This is a genomic window from Neobacillus sp. NPDC097160 (genome assembly GCF_044762155.1).
Taxonomy (GTDB): domain Bacteria; phylum Bacillota; class Bacilli; order Bacillales; family Cytobacillaceae; genus Neobacillus.
Window position 1 is genome coordinate 40,987 of the sequence record NZ_JBIWDU010000015.1, and the last position, 16,770, is coordinate 57,756.

Annotated in this window: 16 protein-coding genes and 2 pseudogenes; 1 reads left to right on the forward strand and 17 read right to left on the reverse strand. The window is 35.7% G+C overall.

Annotation, left to right across the window (positions count from 1 at the left end; translation table 11 throughout):
* Positions 1-3: 3 nt before the first annotated feature.
* Complete coding sequence (locus ACIQXV_RS20260) at positions 4-1,173, reverse strand: saccharopine dehydrogenase family protein (protein ID WP_402961559.1); 1,170 nt, start codon at positions 1,171-1,173, stop codon at positions 4-6.
* A 563-nt stretch (positions 1,174-1,736) separates the two neighbouring features.
* Between ACIQXV_RS20260 and ACIQXV_RS20265 the strand changes: the two are divergent.
* Positions 1,737-2,531, forward strand: a pseudogene (locus ACIQXV_RS20265) (phosphotransferase).
* Positions 2,532-2,829: 298 nt separating this feature from the next.
* Here ACIQXV_RS20265 and ACIQXV_RS20270 read toward each other — a convergent pair.
* From ACIQXV_RS20270 to ACIQXV_RS20345, 16 genes and pseudogenes are all read right to left on the reverse strand, one after another.
* Positions 2,830-2,982 (reverse strand): annotated as a pseudogene (locus ACIQXV_RS20270) (DNA replication protein DnaD); the annotation flags it as partial.
* A 208-nt stretch (positions 2,983-3,190) separates the two neighbouring features.
* Positions 3,191-3,328 (reverse strand): glycine betaine ABC transporter substrate-binding protein, encoded by a 138-nt coding sequence (locus tag ACIQXV_RS20275; protein ID WP_402961790.1) that lies wholly within the window; start codon positions 3,326-3,328, stop codon positions 3,191-3,193.
* Positions 3,329-3,757: 429 nt separating this feature from the next.
* Positions 3,758-4,441, reverse strand: coding sequence for an EthD domain-containing protein (locus tag ACIQXV_RS20280; protein ID WP_402961561.1), 684 nt, complete (start codon positions 4,439-4,441; stop codon positions 3,758-3,760).
* A gap of 70 nt (positions 4,442-4,511) precedes the next feature.
* Entirely contained in the window at positions 4,512-5,228 is a 717-nt protein-coding gene (locus ACIQXV_RS20285) for an ABC transporter ATP-binding protein (RefSeq protein ID WP_402961563.1), read from the reverse strand.
* A complete protein-coding gene (locus tag ACIQXV_RS20290) occupies positions 5,228-5,989 on the reverse strand; it encodes an ABC transporter ATP-binding protein (protein ID WP_402961565.1) in 762 nt (253 codons plus the stop codon). The genes ACIQXV_RS20285 and ACIQXV_RS20290 overlap by 1 nt, the downstream gene beginning before the upstream one ends.
* Before the next feature lie 21 nt (positions 5,990-6,010).
* Positions 6,011-7,030, reverse strand: a complete 1,020-nt coding sequence (locus ACIQXV_RS20295; RefSeq protein ID WP_402961567.1) for a branched-chain amino acid ABC transporter permease — start codon at positions 7,028-7,030, stop codon at positions 6,011-6,013.
* A 12-nt stretch (positions 7,031-7,042) separates the two neighbouring features.
* Positions 7,043-7,909, reverse strand: coding sequence for a branched-chain amino acid ABC transporter permease (locus ACIQXV_RS20300; RefSeq protein WP_402961569.1), 867 nt, complete (start codon positions 7,907-7,909; stop codon positions 7,043-7,045).
* Between the two features lie 115 nt (positions 7,910-8,024).
* Positions 8,025-9,197, reverse strand: a complete 1,173-nt coding sequence (locus ACIQXV_RS20305) for an ABC transporter substrate-binding protein (RefSeq protein ID WP_402961571.1) — start codon at positions 9,195-9,197, stop codon at positions 8,025-8,027.
* A 720-nt stretch (positions 9,198-9,917) separates the two neighbouring features.
* Positions 9,918-10,298 carry a PaaI family thioesterase gene (locus ACIQXV_RS20310; protein ID WP_402961573.1) on the reverse strand — a complete coding sequence of 127 codons (381 nt, stop codon included), beginning with the start codon at positions 10,296-10,298 and terminating at the stop codon, positions 9,918-9,920.
* 61 nt (positions 10,299-10,359) lie between these two features.
* Positions 10,360-11,346 (reverse strand): electron transfer flavoprotein subunit alpha/FixB family protein, encoded by a 987-nt coding sequence (locus ACIQXV_RS20315; RefSeq protein ID WP_402961575.1) that lies wholly within the window; start codon positions 11,344-11,346, stop codon positions 10,360-10,362.
* 13 nt (positions 11,347-11,359) lie between these two features.
* Positions 11,360-12,130, reverse strand: coding sequence for an electron transfer flavoprotein subunit beta/FixA family protein (locus ACIQXV_RS20320; protein WP_402961577.1), 771 nt, complete (start codon positions 12,128-12,130; stop codon positions 11,360-11,362).
* A gap of 233 nt (positions 12,131-12,363) precedes the next feature.
* Positions 12,364-12,702, reverse strand: coding sequence for a DUF3870 domain-containing protein (locus tag ACIQXV_RS20325; RefSeq protein ID WP_402961580.1), 339 nt, complete (start codon positions 12,700-12,702; stop codon positions 12,364-12,366).
* 232 nt (positions 12,703-12,934) lie between these two features.
* Positions 12,935-13,891 (reverse strand): hydroxymethylglutaryl-CoA lyase, encoded by a 957-nt coding sequence (locus ACIQXV_RS20330; RefSeq protein WP_402961582.1) that lies wholly within the window; start codon positions 13,889-13,891, stop codon positions 12,935-12,937.
* A gap of 167 nt (positions 13,892-14,058) precedes the next feature.
* Positions 14,059-14,844, reverse strand: a complete 786-nt coding sequence (locus tag ACIQXV_RS20335) for a cupin domain-containing protein (protein ID WP_402961584.1) — start codon at positions 14,842-14,844, stop codon at positions 14,059-14,061.
* A 72-nt stretch (positions 14,845-14,916) separates the two neighbouring features.
* The gene (locus ACIQXV_RS20340; protein WP_402961586.1) at positions 14,917-15,786 is read right to left on the reverse strand and encodes a fumarylacetoacetate hydrolase family protein; all 870 of its coding nucleotides are present in this window, start codon (positions 15,784-15,786) and stop codon (positions 14,917-14,919) included.
* Between the two features lie 182 nt (positions 15,787-15,968).
* A complete protein-coding gene (locus ACIQXV_RS20345; RefSeq protein WP_402961588.1) occupies positions 15,969-16,757 on the reverse strand; it encodes an enoyl-CoA hydratase/isomerase family protein in 789 nt (262 codons plus the stop codon).
* Positions 16,758-16,770: the final 13 nt, after the last annotated feature.

Consider the following 16,770-nt stretch of genomic DNA (forward strand, 5'->3'; position numbering starts at 1 on the left):
TTTTTATAAATTAGAAAGTATCTTTTGTGGACTGCTTTGAATTTGTTCTGTTTCACAATAGGTAGAGAGTAAAGTAATATTCTTTTTGGTTAAGTAAGAAATAAACGTCGATGGGTCAATACATTGTTCAGGCGGTTTTACACCTTTTCCTTTGATTTCTTTATTTAATAACATTTGAGCTACAATTGATGCTGGCATACTTGTAACATAAGCTAATGCAGGAATATTCCACTTTTCTTGCCAACCACATAATAATTCCAATTTAATTGAAGCTTTTTTTCCTGCTTTAATGCCTTTTACTTCAACCATTAGTTCATCTGTCCCCCACTGAGGATTTTCAGAAATCGTTTCTTTGAGCAAGGATACTAACTTTTGTCTAGCAGAGGGGGAGTTATTGCCACGATTATTATTAAGTAGCCCAAATTGGTCCAGCATTTTAATCTTTTCAATTGTTGAAGGATCCCATGTATCCTTATAGGTTATTTCTTTTATTTGTGGAAAACTTAGAGGAATTGTAGCTAACTCAGAATGAAGAATGGAATATGTTCTTTGAATACCAAGTTTTTCATTAAATATTGTATCTTCTTCGTCACTCAAAGGCGGGATTTCATATAAATGGCCATTTTTCACAACCATAGCATTTTTTGTAGCCTCGTCTATGATTGTATCAATCGCAAAGGGGAATGTTGCTCCTGTAGTTGTAGACCCATAACGAATATGGATTTCCTCTGCAGTATCCAATTGCTCTACTCCATATCGACTTAAAATGTTGGAAATACCCGGGTCAGACCCCATACCCGGAATAGAAAGAACTCCTGCCTCCTTCATGAATTCATCATAATTTAGTTGTTCTTTAGTTAAGTTATATAGTCCACCTAAATCAAGTACATCCACTTTTGCATCAGCTGCCATTTTCATTACATCAATGTTAAACATATAATTGGTGGCATTCACGCAAACTTTAGCTTTTTTTAATAGTTCTGTCGTAGTCTCATAATCTCTAATATCTAAAGAATAAACATCTAAATTTTTGGCATTTAACTCATTCTTTAGTTGTTGGAGTCGGTTTATATCCATATCGGCTCCAATTACTTTCACCCCACTTTCAACTAGATCTCTTACAATGACATTACCAATAGTTCCGGCTGCACCTAATACAATAACTTCCTCCAAGGGCTAGCCCCCCTTTCAACCAAATTTGCATGTTTTTAACACGCTCACTAATTTATCAAGCAAGATTCGTGCCAACTTTTTAAACGCTAAAAACAAGCATTAATTAACTGCCATATCGAAAAAGATGGCATCTTGCATCAGATTTTGATGCACTATTGCATCAGGTTCTCTTTTTTCCGCTAAATAATATTAAAATCATATAATTGGATCATCAGAATTGGTCTGCAATAGGGACTACAGTAGATTCAAATACCATATTTAATTAATTTGACAGTAGGAATACTTTTACAAAATTCCACAATCTTGGGTAATTATCCTGTATTAATTTATAATTTAATAGAATAAAATACTCAAAAGAGTGAAAAAGGGTCAGATCCACTGGCTTTCCAATGGGATTATGCTTGTTATTTGAGATGATAAATTTTAAAAAAAGGAATAGGGAATTTATGCTAAAATATTAAAAGGGGAAAAATTCTTCTTGTTCAATTTATTGACAGGATTCATGAACATTCTGGATTTATTTTAATAGTGCCTAGATTTCTAATAGGGATGGGGTTTTTCTAATGCCAAATTACGAAAATGAAGAAACGCTAACAGGCGGGAATGTCTCAAACGTATATCGTTCAGGAGATACTGTTCGACGAGAATTAAAGCCAGAGAGTCTCAAAATTCACAAATTACTAAAGCACCTTGAAAGCAAAGGTTTCAATTATGCTCCAAAGTTTCTAGGTATTGATGAAAAAAGTAGAGAGATATTATCATTTATCGAAGGAGAAGCTGGCAATTATCCGTTAAAAGATTACATGTGGTCTAATGAGGTTTTAGAAGAAGTAGCGAAGATGCTCCGTCTTTATCATGATGCTGTGAGTGATTTTCTAATTGAAGAAAGCTGGCAACCAATAGATAACACCCCTCAGCCATTTGAGGTGCTATGCCATAATGATTTTGCAATTTACAACATTATTTTTAATAATAACTTGCCAGTAGATATTATTGATTTTGATGTGGCTGGTCCTTGTCCAAGACTTTGGGACATAGCCTATACTCTTTACACTTGCGTCCCCTTAAGTAGAGTCTTTCATTCTGAAACAGGAGAGGCAGTTTATTATGATTCATTCCAACATGCCGTCCGAATAAAACAAAGAGTGGATTTGTTCTTTGAATCCTACGGCATTGAGGGAATGGAAGCAGAATATTTGGAGATGGTTTTACTTCGATTAGAAGGCTTATGCAAAACAATTAAAAGAAAAGCCGAAGAAGGGGATATTGCTTTTCAAAAAATGATAGATTAAGGACATCTTGAACATTATCAAAACGATATTAAATTTATTTGTGAACAAGGAAAAAAGTGGGTTTAATGAGTAAGTTATGCCAAACTAACCTAGGTTTCAATTAAAGAAAAACCATAAAAACGGCAAGCTCAGAGCATATCATCATGAACTCTGAGCTTTATTAGTGCTATTTATTTTGGGATTTAACTTTGAATTCAAATGTTATAAATTTAGGATTGGAGGATCCTTTCCTCCCTTGTTCACACTTCCAAATTGAATAAATGCCCAAATTGTTTGTTGAATCCGAGATCAATTGTTCCAGCATGACCATTCCGATGCTTGGTGATATTGATTTCCATTGGTGTTTTTTGCTGAGAATCGTTTGTAATTGTTTTTTCGTAATCTTATAAATTCCTATTTGCGTAGTTTGTGGATTCGTAAGCAGATACACGTAAAAGTATTTGTCCTCTGGAGTCATCTCCTCTAAAACAACCGGGTTCTTCCAAAAATCCGTACGCACCATTCTATACCTTGCCATCCTTAACCAAATCCCTTCTTCTGTTAAAATTCCCTTCATAGTAGATATAGGGAGAAAGAGGGAAAAAGGATAGGTCGTTTTCATAAATATGTGAATATTTGATGACAATATAATTACTTGGTATCACTACTCCCTCAGGGAGGACTCTCATAGTATTTGCCCAACAGAAAAAACCAGAGGAAACGTCCCTCTGGTCAAGTTTTACTATTTACTTTAACTCTTCAATGGAGTTAATATCCATATACTTTGGTACAACCAATCCATTCTTTGTTCCATGGTGGTTGGATCCTAAATCATCAAAATCTTTTTTATATTGCTTATAAAATTCGTTATGGGTGATAGGCAGCTAGGCGGTCACCATAGCGTCCGTACTTCCGTTGGCCACACCGGCAAACATGGACCGACCTCTACTTGGCTTACTTGATAAAATTGTCAGGCCGGTGCCAAAACATAAATAGATTAAATAACTTAATTCATCCTTTTTTATTCTGTATTTTAAAGGCATAGTAACACATCCGGCGATGGCACTTATCAACTTTGAAAATATGATCAAAAACAAATAGGCGCAGCAAAAAGTAGAAAATATCCACTCGTTTGCTGGGCCTATTTACGAAGAGAGATTGACTTTAAATCAACCCCAGTTAATAACAGCTATAATAAATTTATTAGGATTAATATATTTTACAACAAATGGAATTAGAATTCAAATATCTTTTAATATTATGAACTCTCCCATAACAATAGAATTTACTTTAGTAAATCAATTACAAACATCCTACACAATCCGATAAGGTTCAACAATAAACGTACTGATTTCTTCAATAAAAGTACTTGCATGCTTCATTGCTTTTTGGCCATTTGTTGATTTAAAAGCATTTTCCAATGATGCAATATCCCGAAACCATAGTTCCACAATTCCGTCGATACTAACGTCATTGTATTCTGATGATATTTCTTTCTTAATACTTTGATCAGTGATTACATTTTGTGTATAACCCTCTACCCCTGGCATTGAAAGTATATGTTTTGCGTGCACTTTGTTCCATTCATACTGGAAAGTCTCAAAGTCTACATCAGACCGTCGTTTTAAAATTGACATTCGCTTAATTAGTGGTTGATCATGTGGTGTTGGTTTAATAACATTTTGTTTTGCTACAATAATTTTTATATCTCCAATAAACTCCTTTTCATCTTTTGGGAGTACTTGCGCCATTTCAGAAAATCCTTTTTCCATTTTTGTTTTGTCTTCAAACCAAAGCTGTGAAAAACCGTCTACAGCGATGTTTCCTCGAGCAAAGTTAATCCCCAACTGTGAGGAATCTGTTACATGATTTTGGGTGTAATTAATAATTTCAGGTATATTTGAAGCCAGCGGGCCGTGTTTTTCATACCAATATTTATGAAATTCATTCACTGGCATACCTTCCTTTTTTCTTAGTATCCCCATTCTAACAATCATTTTTTTACTCCCTCCTTTTGCCACTACTTTTAATCGTCAAAAGATAAATGATAATTTCAAAGTTCATTTTTTAATTCGTAAGCGATGTTCCAACATACATTTCATGTAAATGAGAATCTTGAAGCAGTTTTTCTGCTTTTTCAATTGCAACAATTTCACCTCGGACTAAAACAGCGGCATGGTCGGAAATATTTAAAGCAGCCTTTGCATTTTGCTCCACCAGAATGATTGTAACTCCTGAATTTTTTAACGTTTTTAATTGTTCAAAGATTTCCTTAATAATCAATGGGGCAAGACCAAGTGATGGTTCATCCAGCAATAATAAAGAAGGTTTTGCCATTAAACCTCTCCCTATTGCAACCATTTGCTGTTCCCCACCGCTAAGAGTACCGGCAATCCGCTTCTCCATTTTTTTTAAGCCTGGAAATAATGAATATACTCTTTCTAACTCTTCTACTAAATTGATCTTTTTATTATGCCGATAGGCCCCAAGCAAAAGATTCTCCTTAACAGTCATGTCATAAAAGATTTCTCTTCCCTCAGGTACTAAAACGATTCCTTTATTAACCATTTTCCTGATTCCTAAATTTTGTATCGGCATATCATCGAAATATATTTCGCCACTATCGGGAATTTTAATACCTGAAATAGCGGATAGCAATGAACTTTTCCCTGCACCATTAGCACCAATCAACGAGAAAATTTCTCCTCTTTTTATTTCAAATGATATATTTTTTACAGCATGAATATATCCATGATATACATTTAATTTTTTTACAGTCAGCATCAATAAACCTCCTCTCCTAAATAGGCATTGATTACTTTTTGATTCTTTTGAATCTCTTCAGGTGTCCCCTCTGCCAATTTTTCCCCATAATTCATAACCATGATTTTATCAGATACATCCATAACCGTATCCATATCATGTTCAATAAGAATTACACAAACTCCCTCGTTCTTTAGTTTGATCAATGTATGGGTTAATTCTTTTGATTCGATTCCATTCAATCCTGCAGCAGGTTCATCTAGCAGCAATATTTTAGGAGAAGTCATCAGTGCTCTTGCTAACTCTACCATTCTTTGCCTGCCATAAGGCATTTTTACGGCTTCTAATTCGGCATAATCCTCCAGACCCAGTTGTTGTATTTTTTCTAAAGCAATCTGTTTTATTCTTTGTTCTTCATTCCGACTGCCATTTCCAAAAAGGGAAGAAGTAAACCCCACTTTTCCCTTTACATAACCACCTACCATTACATTTTCTAATGTAGTAAGTTCCGCAAACAATTCAATATTTTGAAAAGTTCTAGATATGCCCAAACCTGCTAGTTTATAAGGGGCTATCCTTGTAATATCTTTATTTTGAAAGGAAATCTTCCCTTCTGTGCAATCATAAATTCTTGTTATTAAATTATATAATGTAGACTTTCCTGCGCCGTTTGGCCCGATAATTGATAATATTTCACCTTCATTTGCTTCAATAGAAATATCCTTGACAGCATAAAGGCCTCCAAACATTTTTGAAATTCCTTCCACCTTTAAAATAGACATAAAATTACTCCTTTTACGAATTTAATCAATTGAAGTTACTTTTGAAGGTGTGTCTATATGCTTAACCACCGCTTTTGAATGAAATGTACTTTTTATCAGTTTGCCGAGTGTTGGTCCAATTCCATTTGGGATAAATAATAGCACGAGGACTAATAGAATTCCGTATGCAATTATTTGTACTTCTCCTCCTGCGTTGGGAATGATTAGTGGTAGAAAATGCGTCATTCCTTCATCCATCGCTGTAATTACAACAGCGCCAATAGGTGCTCCCCATAAACTGCGAAGCCCCCCAACAACAACAATAATAATAAATGTCATGGACTCCATTACTTCAAAAGTATTTGGTGCAATGAAGGATGTTTGAAATGCATATAAGGATCCGCCAACACCAGCTATAATACCAGCAAAAATAAATGCTTTTAATTTTATTGTAAAAGCATTTATCCCCATACTTTTTGCTGCTATTTCACTGCTTCGCAAACTCTCTAATGCACGGCCAATTCTTGAGGATAAGAGATTACTAATAATGAGAATAAAAAATAATGCAAAAAACCAAATCAAATAATAATTAGGTACCTCTCCCTGCAAGGAAACACCAGCTATTGAAAATGGAGGTATACCTGAAAATCCTCCAGGTCCGCCCGTAAAATCAGCCAATTGGACCATTAACACATAAACCATTACAGCGAATCCTATTGTAATCAAGGCAAGAAAATGTTCTTTAAACCTAAGAACCGGCAACCCTATTAAAAATGCCAGAAAGCCTGATACGATTGCCGCCATTAGAAGGCCGGCAAGGGGTGGCCATCCATATGTAACGGTAGTAATTGCAGCAGTGTAAGCTCCGATTCCAAAAAAAGTGACTTGTGCAAAAGAAATTTGGCCTGTAAAGCCTAATAAAACGGTTAACCCCAAGGAAATGACTGTCAAGGTACCAATATTTATAAGAATTTGCACATAATAAGGATTTGTTAAAAAGAGGGGCAATAAACCGATTAATACTGCAATTATAGAAAGTATTTTTAAATTCTTCTTATCCACATTTAACCCTCCCTATACTTTTTTCTGCATACTTTTCCCTAAAATTCCATTTGGAAGAAAAATCATGATGACAATCAAAGCTGCAAACGCGATAAAATCGTTATAACTTGAGGAAATATACCCTGCACCAAAACTTTCAATAATTCCTAATGTAAACCCTCCAACAATTGCTGCCGGTGCACCCGTTAATCCTCCTAAAACAGCAGCAACAAAGCCTTTAAGTCCTAGCATCATTCCCATGTCATATTGAGCAAAGGTGGAAGGCGCCATAACAATACCCGCAAGTGCTCCCAAACCTGCACTAAGAGCAAACGCAATCATAGCCATTCTTTCAGTAGGGATTCCCATAATTTTTGATGCACGTAGATTGCTCATACAAGCTCGAATGGAAATTCCAAAATAAGTTTTATCAAACAGTAGGAACATTCCAATAATTACAGCAATACAAATTCCAATGATCCATATATTTTGTGGAGTAATCGATGCATTGAAAATGGATAACGGTTTCCCTTTTGTAAAAGGTGGAAGTGGCCGGGATTCTGTCCCCCAAATCACCAAGGAAATACCGGAAATCACCATGCCAACACCCATTGTTACCATTATAGTTGTTAAAATATTTCGATTATTCCTTAAAGGAAATAAAGTTAATCGATAAAATAAGACTCCGACTATAACCACGATGACAATAGTGATAATGGAAGCTAGCAAAATATTAATCCCTATGGCTGAAAGTGAAATAACAATCATGGCACCCAGCATCGTAAATTGACCTTGGGCAAAGTTAATAATTCCTGTAACGTTATATATAACTACAAAGCCAATTGCAATTAGTGCATAGATAGCACCATTTGTAATTCCAGTTAGTATTATTTGATCCATTTGAATTTCTTCACCCCTATAAAGATATTCTTTTAGAGGACAGAGCACTTCTGATCAATACAAGTTATTAATGTATGACCAGAAGGTTCTTTCCAATTTATTCAAATCATTGAATTTATTTTGCTAACACGAATTTTCCATCTTTTACTTCCATCATAACTAGCCCCGACCCATCAAGACCATTATGGTCATCTTTTGACATGTTATATTCTCCAATTTGACCAACTAATCCTTTGGTATTTTCCAGTTGTGTCCGAATTGATTCTTTTGTCACTTTATCACCGGACTTTTGGATAGCATTTGCTAAAAGATACCATGCATCCGCTGCATTGGATACCGCATAATCAGCAGATTTATACTTTTCCTCATATTTCGTTTTAAAGTCATTGATTACTTTATATTGTGGGTCTGTTTTTGGAATTTCATCAATTACTTGATACTTATAACCTGGAAATCTAACTCCTTCTGCTCCATCTCCTGCGAGTTTAATAAAAGTAGGATTTGCTGTTGCACTGCTTGTATAGAATTGTGCTTGTTTTGTGTATCCCAGTTCATAGTAATCTCTTGCTGCAACCGCTGAGCCTGGTGGAATAGCCCATGTAACGACAGCATCCGGATTCTTTTTCATTAAATTGGAAAGTTGTACTTTAACATCTGTTGCATCAGCATTAAATTGTTCAACACCAACAACTTCCATTCCTATGTTTTTAGCATTTTCTATTAAAGTTGCCTCCCCGGATTTACCATAATCATTATTGACTCTTAGCAGAGCTATCTTTTTAAATCCCTTTTCCTTTGCATCCTGTATCAGTAATTTTGTAAGTACCTTATCAGCTGGCGGTGTTTTAAATATCCATTTTTTTTCTTTGATGATAGCCATTACTGACCCATTTGAAATATATGGGACACCAGCCTGCTCAATGGTTGGAACCATAGAGAGAGAGGTTGTACTTTGCGCACCTCCTATGATGGCCATTACATCTTCATTTACCATTCTTTTTGCTTCAGTTAATGCTTTTGTTTCATTACTTTGATTATCTGACTCAACTAATTCTATTTTTTTCCCGTTTATTCCGCCTTTTGTATTGGTTTCATCCACCAGAAGCCTGATTGCGTTTCTTTCCGGAATACCCAGGGCGGAACCACCGCCAGTTACATCGAATATTAACCCAATTTTTATCGTATTATTTTCTTTCTTGCTGGATGTCTTAGAAGCTCCTGCGCATCCAGTTAGCATGATTGATATAAACAACAATCCAGTCAAAATCAGAGAAGTAAATTTTCTCATGTACAATCCCCCTTCAAGTTATTAATAGCGCTTACATTTTATAAAGATTAATTACTTAAATACCGCCCCTTTCTGATGTAATTAAAATAAAAAAGCCCAGCAAAAAAGTATAAAAAATCATACTAATTTGCTGGGCTTATTTACTGCGTAGATTGACTTTTCAACTTTAATCAATCCTTGTAAATAACAGCTTAATATTTAATATAAATTAATATTAATTGATACATTTAAGTTTTGTCAAACATTTTTGTATATTTATAATATTTTAAATAGTCAGGTTCCGTAGAATGTGGTTAGCAAATTAGACTTTTATATAAAAATACTAAAAGTTAATCAAATTTACTTCAATAATAATAAAGTGCTGAAACGGATGCGATTAAAACTCCCCGCTCGTCGTATACCTTACATTAACACATTGTGTCTTCTCACTATGCAATATTATTGTGTAAAAAAAAAAGGTCATCATCATGACCCGTAATACAAAGTTATCCAACCAAGAAACTTTGTAAACGTGGACATGATGAGGACCCAAATAAAAGTTTTTACTTTTAAGAGCTTTTTTGTCCAAATACATTGACCAGAATGGGTTAATCAAGTGCATTCCCTATTCCTATTGAATGGTAAAGCCACCATCAATATGTATTGCTGCACCGTTCACTAAATATAGATTTACCAGAAGCTAAAATACAGGCATTCTATTAAATGAAAATGGTGAAAGACTTAAATATACATATAAATTCCATTTGCTTTTGCTACCATTTCGTTATTTTCATTGTAAATAAAACAATCAATATGATTGATTCTTCTTCCCTTTTTTATCAAATGTGCATCAGCAAGGAGATAATTGCCTTTTGCTCCTTTTAAATAAGTAGTTTTCATATCAACTGTTACGACTTTTTGTTTATTGTTTTCACCTGCTCCGAAAAGATTCCCCATTGCAATATCTGCAAGTGAACATATAATGCCTCCATGAACAATCCCTATACTATTTAAATATAGTGGTTCCATTGGAAGGGTAACCTTTAGGTTGGTTTCACTTTTCCTCTCATATTTACACTTTAAAAACTCGTCGAAGGCGCATTCTACAAATTCTGTCTTCATCGTTACCCCCCTAAAAGAAGTTGGTATTTGATTAACCCTTGTCTATTAATGTTTCATTATTTTAGACAAACTCCTCAACATTAAGAACCTTTTTTAATTCCGCAGTTAAGATTGGTACAATTTCAAATAAATCCCCAACAATTCCATAATCCGCCACTTTAAAAATAGGAGCTTCTGGATCTTTATTAATAGCGACAATTACTTTTGAGTTGGACATACCCGCTAAATGCTGGATAGCTCCTGATATTCCACATGCGATATATAGATCTGGTGTTACTACTTTACCTGTCTGCCCTATTTGTAAGGAGTAATCACAATACCCAGCATCACATGCTCCACGTGATGCGCCAACTGCTCCTCCTAATACATCTGCAAGCTCTTTTAAAGGTTTAAATCCATCGTTATGCTTAACGCCACGTCCTCCGGAAACAATAACTTTCGCCTCTGATAAATCCACACCACCTGCTACTTTACGAATAACATCGCTAACAATTGCTCGAAGACCTTTTATATCTACGGAAATTATTGAAACTTCTCCTGTTCTTGCTTTTTCCTTCTCTAAAGTTTTAATATTATTTGGTCGAATTGTAGCAAAAATAATCCCTTTTTTAATTTTCTTTCTCTCAAATGCTTTTCCAGAATAAATTGGCCGAATGAACACATCTTCTTCACCATTTTTTTCGATAGCGATTATGTCAGAAATTAAACCTGTGTTTAGTTTTATTGCAAGACGTGGTGATATATCTTTTCCTTGAGCTGTATGTCCAAGGATAATCCCTTGAGGGTTTTCTAAATCAATCACTTTAAGAATTGCTTGTTGATAGGCTTCTGTCGTATAGCTTTTAAGATCTACATGATTGACAACAACAACACGATCAGCACCATAATGTATTAAGTCATTTGCTAATCCATCAACATTTTCTCCTAATATAACACCCACAACTTCCCCACCGTCCGCTACTGCATGACCTGCGGCAATAGCTTCATAGGATACCTGACGTAATTCTCCATTACGAACTTCCGCAATAACTAAAACTCTCTTTCCCATATTTACCCCTCCGTTATATTACTTTTGCCTCAGATTTTAAAAGTGAAATTAATTCTTTTACTTGTGTTTGGGCCTCTCCTTCAAGTACTTTTCCATCCTTTTTTGCTGGTGGAAGGAACACGTCAAGAGTTTCTGTTTTTGCTTCAACATCGTCCTCATCAAGGTTAAGGTCGTCTAATTCTAACGTGATCAGCGGTTTTTTCTTCGCTTTCATAATCCCAGGCAGTGAGGGGTACCGAGGTTCATTTAGCCCTTGTTGTGCTGTAACCAGAACAGGTAGTGATACCTCAACGGTTTCTTCGTTTCCTTCAACATCCCTGACAATTGTGGCTTTCATATCATTAATTTCCATATATGTAATGGTCGTTACTTGAGGAATGCCCAAAATTTCTGCAACAGCTGGCCCCACTTGACCAGATCCGCCATCAACTGTAACATTCCCACCGATAATAATGTCATAATCTTGATTTTTTAAATATGCAGCAAGGACTGTAGCCACTGTATACTGATCAATTACATCTAATTCTTCGCTATCGATTAGGACAGCCTTATCGGCTCCCATCGCGAGTGCTGAACGAAGTTCTTTTTCAGCTTCTTCTTTACCAACTGTGACTACTGTGACCTCTCCACCATGTTGTTCTCGAAGAACGATTGCTTCTTCAATCGCGTATTCATCATATGGGTTAATAATAAATTCAGATCCACCCTCTTCAATTTTTCCATTGTTTATTAAAATTTTTTCTTCTGTGTCAAAGGTTCGCTTTATCAATACAAAAATATTCATCTATTTCTCCTCCACATTATAAAATTATTTAAAGTTAAAATTTAATTTATAGTATTTGAGATAGTAAGATTATAAGATAATATAATGAAACCATATTCACACATTTTTGCTATTTCCCCTAACAAATTGTTAAAAAATAAAGGTCCAGCAACAATAAGCTTTAGCTCTTGTTACTGGACCTTTATCTATTAATAGAAGAAAGAATTTTGACCCTTCCCCATAGATAACCAGTATTAATAGTTTGATAACACGTAAATTTGCTTAGACTCTTTGTAACGATCCCATGCAGACTTAATAGATTGAATAACAGCTCCTTGAGAAGGTATTAGAGCACGTTTTCTTAGTGTATCGATTAAGGGATGGATTCCATTCTTTAAATCATATCCCTTCACAAGCGAAGTTAAATAATAGTTTGTTAAATCAGCAATAAATGTAAACTCCGCATCTTCAATAATTTCTGTTTCACTATTTATAACTAAAACGACAGTTAATGCTTTATATTTCTCATACAAAGTTGATCCTTTTGGAACCTGGGCAAATCCGGATACCAGAACAGTATTATCTTGATACATCCCTTTATAACCCCCTTGTTATTCATATTATAATTTTATACTATTTTGGGTTATCAAAGCAACGGTTTTTATAAAAGTTTCTGAATATTTTAAATCGTCATTATCGACAAAAGGCACCCGAAGAATACATTCGGATACCTTTTGTCTACACTCTGAGACATTTTTATGAAAAAGTGCCTTTCTTTTTAGGAGCGGTTTTACCCTCTATCCTCTAAATACTACTAAAGGTACATTAACGCGAAGGTATTTTCCGATAAGAATCTAAGGTTCTCCCTTTGGCCACTTTGCTTGGGAGTTCTCGCGCAAGAATTCTTTCTGCTTCCAGGGTTACCCCTATAAGCTTTTCCAAGTCAATTCCGGTGGCAATACCCAGTTCGTGGCACAAATGGACAAGATCTTCTGTTGCAATGTTTCCGGCAGCACCGCTGGATCCACCGAATGGGCATCCTCCTAACCCTCCTACTGAGGAATCAAAATGATTGACCCCCATCTTTAATCCAGCAAAGGCGTTGGCCAATCCCATTCCTCGGGTATCATGTAAATGTAAGTTTATATTTTTATCTGGCCACCTATCTTGCACTTGACCCACGAGATACTCGATGGACACCGGATTTGCCCATCCAACAGTATCACCAAGGAGTATACGGTCTGGATCAATACCGTGTGCGTTTGCTTTTTCTATTGTTCTTGAAATCAATCCAACCACATGTTGCGGATCAACATCTCCCTCATAGTTACAACCAAAAGCCGTCATTACAGCAATCGTGCTAATCGGAACATTAAACTCACGAAGAACCGCAATGCGTTCATCCATTTCATCAAATGTCTTTTCAATGGACCGATTTGTGTTCTTTCTGGAAAATGTTTCACTCGCAATGATACTAAGAACGCCTTCCAAATCGAATTTCCCAGTGGCTTGGGCTCTCTCAATCCCCTTCGAATTCAGATATATACACTGGTATTCTGTACTCGGATTCCTTTTAAAACCCTTAGCAACCAATTCCGCATCCGCCATCTGCGGTACCCATTTCGGACTCACAAAAGAAGTAACCTCAATCACAGGAAAATTGCATTCAGAAAGCAAATCAACTAAACGAATCTTGTCTTCAGTAGAGACTGGTGTCTTTTCAATTTGCATGCCTTCCCTTGGTCCTACTTCACGTATCGTTACCTTCTTTGGAAATGCCAATCCAATCCCTCCATTGTAATCTAGTCATTGACCTCCGTCATATTTTCAACGGAAATTAAGTACGATAAAAGATGCATGCAGCATCCCTCTCTCTATAAAACTGCCAATACCGATTATAGAAAACAAATACTAATGTGATAAAGTTTTCGTTATCTTTTGATAAATTATTAGCTTTCTAAGTTGATAACAATGTTTCTAGGGTTACGTGCAGTCAAAAATTCTACTGTTTCACTGTTACTTACATTACGTTCAATATGCGGTAAATACGGAGGTACTCTAAGAAAATCGCCAGGCTCATACTCTACATAGTCTTCATATCTTTCACCATGTAAGAGTCGAGTATTACCACTAATAATGAATCCGGCTGTCTCGGCCTCACCATGGTGATGTGCCCCTGAATCCATTGCAGGCTCTCCGGTTACGCGTCCAATCCATAGATTAGGTGCTTGAACTGCGGTTCTTCGGGGCATGTGTTTCGTTTGATTGGTTAACTCAGTTAAGTCTGATGCTCTTACAATCGAAACTTCTTCTCCCTTATTACCATCTCTCGGGATTTTACTATTTTCATTACGATCCACATACACTATTTGGTAATACGGTGCCATGGTAGTGACAATATCAAGTGATTCGTTGTTGCTTGCATTTTTATAGATATACGGATGATAAGGCGGTATATAAATGAAATCGCCTTCATTAAGTTCCACAGAATTTTCATAACCTTCTCCATAAAAAAAGACGGCTTTTCCCTTTAATACATAGTGAACGGTATTAGATTGTTGATGATGCTGCGCAGCAGATTCAGCAAGAGGCTCAGCTATCATTTTACCCATCCATATTTTTTCTCCAGCGGTACCCGTTTTCCATGTAATGTTCAAATGTTGAGTTTCTTCAACTTTCAACTCATTCTTTTTTGTTATCCCTAATTGACTGTAATCTACTTTACTATTAGACATATTTTCACCCCGTTTAAAATTTTTTATGTTCAGAATAAAAAGGGAAAAGTTAAGATATAAGGTAGCTTCTCATTATTGGACATCATCCGCAATGATTCGATTTTTGATCCCTCCAATTTGAGAAATATGTACCTCTACGACATCTTCTTTTTTTAATAACATTGGCGGATTACGTTTTGACCCAATACCTGATGGAGTTCCTGTCAGAATAATATCACCAGGAAATATTGTCATCGCTTTTGAAATTTCGGCAATAATCCGGTTTATTGGGAAAATCATAAGGCTTGTATTGCTCGACTGAACAGTTTTTCCGTTGACTTTACAATAAATATCCAGGTTTTGAACATCCGTTATTTCATCTTTTGTTACAATCCAAGGGCCCACAGGACACGATTTATCCATACTTTTCCCCATAAACCATTGACCACCGTGAGATTGCTGTACATCCCTTGCAGATAGATCATTTGCACACATATATCCGAAAATATAATCGGATGCTTCTTCTTCAGAAATATTTTTTCCTTTACGTCCAATGACAACAGCGAGCTCTGCTTCATAGTCTAATTTTTCTGTAAAGTTTTCTTGCAAAGGAATCCCCTCATAAGGACCAGCTATAGTGCCTGTGGCTTTTGTAAAGACTGTTGGTTTAGTCGGTAGATGAATATCTTGGCGGAAACGTTCGTTAAAATGTTCTAAATAATTCCACCCTACACACATAATGTTACGTTCTAATTTAGGTATAGGTGGTATTAAATGTTCCCTTTTTAACGGTTTTCGTTCAACGTTAGAACTTAGGACACTATTAATCTCATCGATTCCATTACGTCCTGCTTTAATTATTGATAAGACATCGGGAAATTTATCGCTAACATCAATCACTGTTTCATCTTGAACTATACCGATACTAATATGATTATCATTAAGGTAAGAAATTATCTTCATTGAAAAACATCCCTCCTTCCTTTATCCTATATCTCTCATACAGCGTAGATTCTCTTAAAAGCTGACCAGGCAGCTTATAAAAACAACATTATTTTTAGTCATTTTTATAACCTATTTGTTATCTATGTTTTGCTTTTGTAGCATTTTAGGTTATAAGCACTATAAATTTTTCAAACCTCTAGTTACCGCCCATTCCATACTGGCTCTCTTTTTTCTAGAAAAGCATTCATACCTTCCTTTGAATCTTCGGTTTCACCTAAAATAACTACTTGATCACGCAGGTAATTCAATGATTTTTCATAATCCATTCCTTGAATCATTTGCATAGCCTCTCTACCTAACGTTAAGGCAGTTGGATTTCGTTTTGCCAGCTGACGCGCAAATTGCGTCGCTTCCTCTATTATTTCGTTATCAGGATAAACCGTGTTTACAAGACCGAACTCTTTTGCTTCAAATGCATTGATCTTTTTACCTGTATAAAATAATTCATAGGTTTTTTTAGAGCCAATCGTTCGAATTAATGGTGCACTGATCATCATTCCCCAAAGTCCTACATTAATCTCCGGTGCTCCAAACAATGCACTTTCCTTTGCAAAGGTTATGTCACAGACAGCAGCTAGTCCTAATCCTCCTGCCAATGCATAACCATTGACCGCGACAATAATCGGCTTTTTCAATTGATGAATCGCAAGCAAACAATTTTTATATTTTGAGACATGCCCTTTATAAGTTAAAATGTGCTGCTCATTATTTTCACTCATGCCGCCCAGGTCGGCTCCAGAACAAAAGGATTTTTCTCCTGCTCCTGTTAATAACAAAACACGAACATCAGAGTTATGATTCAATTCATTAAGAATCGAAACAAAGTCTTCCATCATTTCACCAGTTAAGGCATTATGTTTTTCCGGTCTATTTAAAGTAATTGTCGCGACATGATCCTGAACTTCAACTAAAATATGATTCTTTCTCACTTAAACACCTTCT